The 6,807-nt window shown below is 56.1% G+C and carries 5 protein-coding genes; 4 read left to right on the top strand and 1 reads right to left on the bottom strand.

Going from position 1 to position 6,807, the window contains the following annotated elements:
* The first annotated feature begins 404 nt into the window (after positions 1–404).
* From HDF16_RS21450 to HDF16_RS21435, 4 genes are all read left to right on the top strand, one after another.
* Complete coding sequence (locus tag HDF16_RS21450) at positions 405–1,367, top strand: sensor histidine kinase (protein ID WP_184221432.1); 963 nt, start codon at positions 405–407, stop codon at positions 1,365–1,367.
* Between the two features lie 295 nt (positions 1,368–1,662).
* The gene (locus tag HDF16_RS21445) at positions 1,663–2,403 is read left to right on the top strand and encodes an SDR family NAD(P)-dependent oxidoreductase (RefSeq protein WP_184221430.1); all 741 of its coding nucleotides are present in this window, start codon (positions 1,663–1,665) and stop codon (positions 2,401–2,403) included.
* Between the two features lie 104 nt (positions 2,404–2,507).
* On the top strand, positions 2,508–3,272 hold the full coding sequence (locus tag HDF16_RS21440; RefSeq protein ID WP_184221429.1) for an SDR family NAD(P)-dependent oxidoreductase: 765 nt from the start codon (positions 2,508–2,510) through the stop codon (positions 3,270–3,272).
* Positions 3,273–3,293: 21 nt separating this feature from the next.
* A complete protein-coding gene (locus HDF16_RS21435; protein WP_184221427.1) occupies positions 3,294–3,692 on the top strand; it encodes a DUF427 domain-containing protein in 399 nt (132 codons plus the stop codon).
* Between the two features lie 133 nt (positions 3,693–3,825).
* Here the strand turns inward: HDF16_RS21435 and HDF16_RS31620 are convergent, their stop codons facing one another.
* A complete protein-coding gene (locus tag HDF16_RS31620; protein ID WP_184221425.1) occupies positions 3,826–6,786 on the bottom strand; it encodes a triple tyrosine motif-containing protein in 2,961 nt (986 codons plus the stop codon).
* Positions 6,787–6,807: the final 21 nt, after the last annotated feature.

Below are 6,807 nucleotides of genomic sequence, written 5' to 3'. Positions count from 1 at the left end.
CAGCCTAAGACACACTCAATAAGTGTCCGCTAAAAATAAGCGGACACCTGTTGCGTCACTCCGCTCGCGTCAAGAGGGACACGACGGACGCTTACGATTGAAATGCCCAAGGAAAAAGAGATCTTCGGCCTCGGACTCCATTGGTGGTGGGGATGCTGCCTGCCGGAAAGCCCACTTTACTCTTCGAGCAATTGCGACCACGAAACGTGGCGCGTATCGGGCATTCGAAGATCGGACACAGCCCAAAAGAGCCACATAAGTCTGTCTCAATAGAGCGTTGTCCAGGATGCTGCTCATCGTTAGCCTGAAATTACTTCGCGTGCAAGCGCGAAGAGACGCTCAACACAGATCAATGGCGTAACCTGCCTCTCCAGATGGGCACCTTATAGAAGCGGGTGGTAGAGATGATTGCGCGTGTTCTCGCGGTCTCCATGACCTTCCTGCTTTTGATTGCTACGTTTCCCGTAGTGGCGGACGCCCAAAGTCTCAACCTACTGCAGCTAGAACATCACGCGTTGCACTTAGTCACATGGAACAAAGATGGCAGATGGTGCAATACGGGCGCCTTTCTAGTGACCTATCGTCCTCCTGTATTCCTCTGGCGCTGGTACTTCAACGCCTTCTTCGGAGTACTACTTGTCGCTGTCTTGTGGCTACTTTATCTGTTTCTCATTAAGCAGGAAACAGCGAGAGTCCGAGCTCGACTCTATAGGCAATTTGTTGAGCGGGAGCGAATTGCGCGTGACCTTCACGACACGTTTTTTCAGGGAATTCAGGGACTGTTGCTCAGTGTCCAAGCGGCTAGTCGTGGGCTTCCAGATGGAGATCCTACAAAGTCCCTGTTAGAGGAGACCTTGATTCAATCCGATGTCGTGATGTCGCAAGGAAGAGAGCTGGTGTTCAACCTTCGGACGCCCTGTCGCAATGCCGCCGATCTTCCAAGCGCTTTAGAGTCGGCTGCCTTGGAGTTTAGCCAGCATCACGCTTCGGAATTCTTCCTTACCGTAGTGGGTGAGCCAAAAGAGGTCCAAGCCCATATCTGCGAAGAACTTTGCGAGCTTGGCCGTGAAGCGCTCCGTAACGCCTATCGACACGCTCGTGCACAGAATATCGAAGTGAATATTGAGTATCGCGCCGATCTCTTAAGGTTGACAGTTGGCGACGATGGTTTGGGGATTAGCGATCGGACTCTCGCCGAGGGCGGCATCGAGAATCACCAGGGTCTCCAGGTAATGCGGGAACGTGCGGTTAAAATCGGCGCCGATCTTCGTGTTCTGAGCAGCGAGGGATCCGGAACGATGGTTCAAGTCGACATACGCTCCCAGCTCGCGTATTCACCAGTGGCCGGGCAAAGTTTTGAAAGCTGATGGAGCTTTTCGCGGCGAGAGGTAAGGATGACTGAGTGGGATCGTTTGGCACTCCTGATCTTTCCTGCGTGTTCGAAGTTAAGACTTACGTTGGAACTCTACTTTAGTTAGCCCTATTGAGGGGCTTTTGCCGGGCTCTCCGGAGGCTCGCCTTGTTTGCAAAAGTGTATTCCCATGGGGAGTGTCTCGTGGTCCTTATCGAGCAAAGTCTTCTTGCTCGTTACGACCTCGAATAGAGAACTCAGACGGCCGAAAGGTTGATGGGTAGACGTACCAAAATACAAAGGAGATCTATATGTCGCAACTGACGAACAAAGTCGCACTCGTTACCGGCGGTTCCCGGGGTATTGGCGCAGCAATCGCGAAACGCCTCGCGGATGACGGAGCAAGTGTCGCAATCACGTACGCGAAAGATGCCACTTCGGCCTCCGCTGTCGTCAAGGCAATCGAAGCCACGGGCGGCAAAGCCGTGGCTATTAAGGCCGATGGTGGCGATCCCGCAGCGGTCGCCGCTGCAGTCGAAGAGACGGTCAAGACCTTTGGTCAATTGGACATTCTCGTGAACAATGCCGGCACCGCAATTCCGAAGCCGTTCGCCGAAACGACGCTTGAGGACATGGATTATGTGCTCAACCTCAATGTTCGCGGTGTGATGGTTGCGACGCAAGCCGCTCTGAAGCACATGAAGAGCGGCGCACGGATCATCATGATCGGTTCCTGCGTCGGCGAGCGAGTCATCGCTCCGGGGTTGGTTTCCTACTCCTCCACGAAGGGCGCTGTGAAGATGTTTGCTCAGGGTCTTGCCAGAGAGATCGGCAGCACAGGAATTACAGTAAACAATGTCCAACCGGGTCCTATCGATACCGATTTGAATCCGGCCGGCGGTGATTGGGCTGTCTCCCAGAAGGCCGCGACGTCACTCGGCCGCTATGGTCAAGTCGACGAGGTAGCGGCGCTTGTTGCTTTTATCGCCGGACCCGATTCCTCGTACATTACGGGCGCAAACCTTACCGTAGATGGCGGTACGAACGCCTAAAGGCGGGATACTGCGAGGAGGGCGTGAATCGAACGGCTACGCTCTCCTCGTCATCGTAAGGACAGGCTAAAGTCTTATTGGGGACAGAGAGAAGGGGGCAATCAATGACGCTTGAGGGCAAGTACGCTCTAGTTACAGGAGCATCTAAAGGGATCGGTCGTGCAACGGCACTGGCGCTCGCTCGGGAGGGCGCACACGTCCTCGTTCACTACGGCCGTTCTGCAAAAGAGGCCGAGGCCGTGATCAGCGAGATTCGGAGCAAAGGCGGCCAAGCTGAGGCGATCCAGGCTGATTTGTCTACCCCTGACGGGGCATCCCTCCTTGCCAGTCGCGCCAAGATGGTTATCGGCGACCGGCTGGACATCCTGGTCGCAAACGCTGGCATAAGCAAGGCGGCTCGTATCGCGGGATATACCGTCGACGACTTCGACAGTCTCTACACGACCAACGTGAGAGGCACTTTCTTTCTCGTACAGCACTTGCTTCCTGTGATGGGAGCAGGTTCCAATATCGTGGTGATCTCCTCGATCGTAGCGCGCTCGGTTGTCGGAGTTCCTGGACTGGAAAATCCGTCGATTCTTGCGTATGCCTCTACCAAAGGTGCCCTAGAGACTCTGGTCAAGAACTGGGCAGCGATCCTCGGCCCACAGGGCATCCGCGTCAATGCTGTCGCCCCTGGTGTGATTGAAACCGACATGTCGAACTTCACCAAAACCGAAGCCGGGCGTGAGGTGGCACTAGGTATGCAGGCTCTCAAGCGGCTCGGGAAGCCGGAAGATGTCGCGGACGTCGTCGCCTTTATTGCATCCGAGGGTGCTCGCTGGATCACTGGTGCCAGCATCCCGGTAGATGGTGGATCGAAGCTCTAACGGTAACTCAGGAGTTCGGCAATGCAGAATCAAACGCCCAAGGCGAAAGAGATCAAGATTCCCGGCCCCGATCACGCAATCACCGTCGTGCCATTTCAGGGTAGCGTTCGCGTCGCGGTGTCGGGAACTACCGTGGCGGAGACCAGTCGGGCACTCCAACTCGATGAAGCTGGTTACCCCAGCGTCTACTACATCCCTCGGGAAGATGCAGATATGTTGCTCCTAGCCCGAACCAAGCACTACACGTATTGCCCATACAAAGGTGATTGCAGCTACTACAGCATTCCTCTTGGGGGCGAACGCTCGGAATACGCTGTTTGGACTTACGAACAGCCCTATGAAGCAGTCGCCGTGATCAAAGATCATCTTGCGTTCTATCCTTCACGGGTCGATGAGATAACGCTGACCTCTTCCGAATGATTGCCAAAGGTCTTCCTCCTCGATCGGACGATTCACTTGTGTGGAAGAGACGGGATAAACCTCCAGGGGCCCATCGTAGAAGGCGTCAAACCTTGTCGTGACACGTTGCCAGTCGAACGAAATTGGCAACGTGTCACGATCTTTTGTTGAGGAAGATTGCCTTGCCAGCGACCGTCAACACGATCCTCGTCCCTCCCGGCTGCGAACTGCTCACGTCTAAGATCGCCCCGATGCGAGTAGCTCGCTCCCGTAACCCCGACAGGCCATAGTGGCCGTCTCTGCCATGTCTCAAAATGTATGGATCGATACCTTTGCCGTTATCAAGCACGCGAAGAGTGAGCTCATGCGTATAAACGAGTTGAACCTTGAGCAGAGTTGCTTCGGAGTGAGCGCAGGCATTGCGAATGGCCTCGTAGGCAATCCTGTAGACCTCGTCGCGAGCAATCGGGTGCATATCTCTGGACTTGCCCTCGATGGAAAGGTCGACTTGCATCGTCTCGCAATTCAGGCATTCGTCCAACACCCCACGAAGCGCCCGGGCAAGATCGTTGCTCTCGGTGCTGGAGACGTGGAGAGCGCTCAATGCTGCCCTGCCCTCCGCTACCGCTTGTCCCAGCAGCTCAGAGAGCCGTTCGAGGGCATTCCTCAACCCTACGATGTCCGCTGAGCGCGCCAGAGCCTGATCGGTAGAGAGTTTCCCAGCTTGAATGGTCTGGAGTAAGGTGTCGTGGAGGTCGTGTGCGAGGCGGGTTCTTTCATTCAAGCGCTCATTGAAGCGCGCTCGCAGGGCATCGGCAAGACGCTCGACCCTGAACAGGTAGGCTCGCCAGGTGGCGATGAGTAACAGAACTCCGCACAATGCGAGAAACCAGATGGTCTGGTAGAAGGCCGGTTGCAACGTCACGTTCAGACCGGCTCCAATGTCATTCCAAATGCCGTCGTTGTTGCACGCGATCACTCGCATCCGATAGTGCCTGGGCGGCAGGCCAGTGTAGAAGACCTGACGACGCGTTCCCGCGTCCTGCCAGTCCTTGTCATATCCTTCCAGCTTGTAACGGAAGAGCACGCGCTGTGGGATGAAAAGGCTCAGGGCGGTGTAATCGACCTCGAGGTTCCGGGTGTGTTGTGGGAAGACAATGTCGTTCCAACCTGGAAAGGCTTTGCCGTTTCCTGTGATCGATGTGATCACCACCGGGGGCGGCATCTGATTTCGTTGTGAAGCCAGCGCACTCGGATTGAGCGAGGCTACGCCTTTGGTCGTGGCGAACCAGAGTTTGCCGTCCGGGGCTTGAACCAGCGAGGGCTCGGGCAGCCTATCCCCAGAAAATCCCGGTAGGCCATCCGCGGTGTCAAAGTGTTCCGTGGCAGCTTCTGACGTTGGGCTGCGAAGCCAGTTTGTCAGTGCGGGAGCCGATATATGTGTGATCCCCGAAAATCCGTTGATCCAGAGTTCGCCATCCGGCGTCTCTGCAATGCCCGAGACCCGTCCAACCGGATTCTTGTCCTTCCAGCGCATCTGGTAGAAGCGGCCGTTTGAGAATAGATCCACTCCTCCGCGCCCAGCCAGCCAGACATGCCCATTGTGGGCGGACATCGTTGCCGGCGAGACGTTCTGCATTCCCTTTGGATAGGAGAACTTTTCAAATTTGTCACCGTCCCACTTGACGAGTCTGTCAGAGAACGCGAACCAGATGTTTCCGGCCTCGTCTGAGGTCATCGCTCCAAGAACGGCGATCTTTTTTCCTAGTTCCTCGTTCTCGTTCACCCAGGAGTAGTGCAGCATTCGATAGGTCAATCCGTTGGTTGTATAGATCCAAGGGACATTGTTTCGATCGAACTCTAGCGCCACGACGGGCTGATTGTCGCCTACAGGTCCGGGCACTCGAACAAACCTGTCGCCTTCGGATCTCCATACGGAAGAGTCGACTCCTCGACCGAGCCAGATCGCACCGCTGCGATCACGGCGTATGCAGGTGAGCTGCGTCATCTCTGGAAGAGTTTTGACCGTCCCGTCCGGCATCACATGCGTGAGCGGCATACTGCGACTTCCAACCCACAGGGAACCATTCTCTGCAGCCACAAGGCCAAGTTCATGTTCCTGTGTATGGGGAAGTGACAGGCTCTGCAGAACGGGCCGGTGAAGGCTATCCAGGCCAGAGTTCGTTCCGATCCACACCGTCCCTTCACGATCGATCATCACTTTGGAGACTCCATCGGAGCTGAGTCCCTGCTGTGGCGTGAAGCTCTCCGAGGACTTCCCATCGAGATAGGGGGATGCCTTGGCGACGGACTCCTGGGAGAAGTGATCTACGCCATCGCTGCTTACAGTCCACAGAGATCCATTCGCTGCGAAGGCAAAGTCTCGCGACGAGGGCGGAGCTACAGTCACGGGAACGTGGAAATCGACCGCTGGCTTATCTCCAGTGATCAGGTGTCGAAGTCCGGCGTCGTCGGAGATCCAGATGGTTCCGGTCGGGTCCTGACGAATCACGACGGCTGTTCCTGAGGAGTGTATCGATCCGCTGACCGACCGGAAGTCGCGTTGCCCTTGCGGCTTGGAGAGCAGAATCCCCGATGCGGACACCACCCAGACCGTGCGACTGCGATCGACAAACAACGACTTAGGAAAGCCTCCGGGATAGCCATGATCCGTTCCAATCAGTTCGCAGGCGGATCCGTTAAGATGAGCGAGTCCGCTCGTCGAAGCAAACCAGAGCGACTCATCTCCTTCTTCAGCGACCATTCCTCCGATCAGGCCAGCGGGTGTGCAACGCCGATCAGAGAAGACGGTGATCTTTCCATCCTTCCAGCGCAGGATGCCCGCGCTGCGCGTCGTAAGCCAGAGACTCCCCGAGGGAGACACAAACACAGAGAGGGTGTCGACATCCTGCACCGCCCCGAAGGTGGCTTGCTCCAGGCTCTCGAAACGAACGCCGTCAAAACGTAGAACGCCGCGCGAGGTTGTGAGCCAGAGGAAACCATCGCTGGCCTGCTGGATATTGAACACCGCTCCGATACCATTGTCGGATGTCCATGCGGCGTGATGAAGACTTTGGATTGCGGCGCTCTGTGATTCGGAAGTCCGTCCACACACGCTTAAAAAAATGGCTCCTAG

Source organism: Granulicella aggregans, assembly GCF_014203275.1.
Lineage (GTDB): Bacteria > Acidobacteriota > Terriglobia > Terriglobales > Acidobacteriaceae > Edaphobacter.
This window is presented reverse-complemented; position numbering and strand designations above follow the sequence as displayed.

Excerpts from the sequence above, each read along its gene's own strand:
- HDF16_RS21440 (WP_184221429.1), top strand. The coding sequence starts at position 2,508 with ATGACGCTTGAGGGCAAGTACGCTCTAGTTACAGGAGCATCTAAAGGG.
- HDF16_RS21445 (WP_184221430.1), top strand. The coding sequence starts at position 1,663 with ATGTCGCAACTGACGAACAAAGTCGCACTCGTTACCGGCGGTTCCCGG.
- HDF16_RS21435 (WP_184221427.1), top strand. The coding sequence starts at position 3,294 with ATGCAGAATCAAACGCCCAAGGCGAAAGAGATCAAGATTCCCGGCCCC.
- HDF16_RS21450 (WP_184221432.1), top strand. The coding sequence starts at position 405 with ATGATTGCGCGTGTTCTCGCGGTCTCCATGACCTTCCTGCTTTTGATT.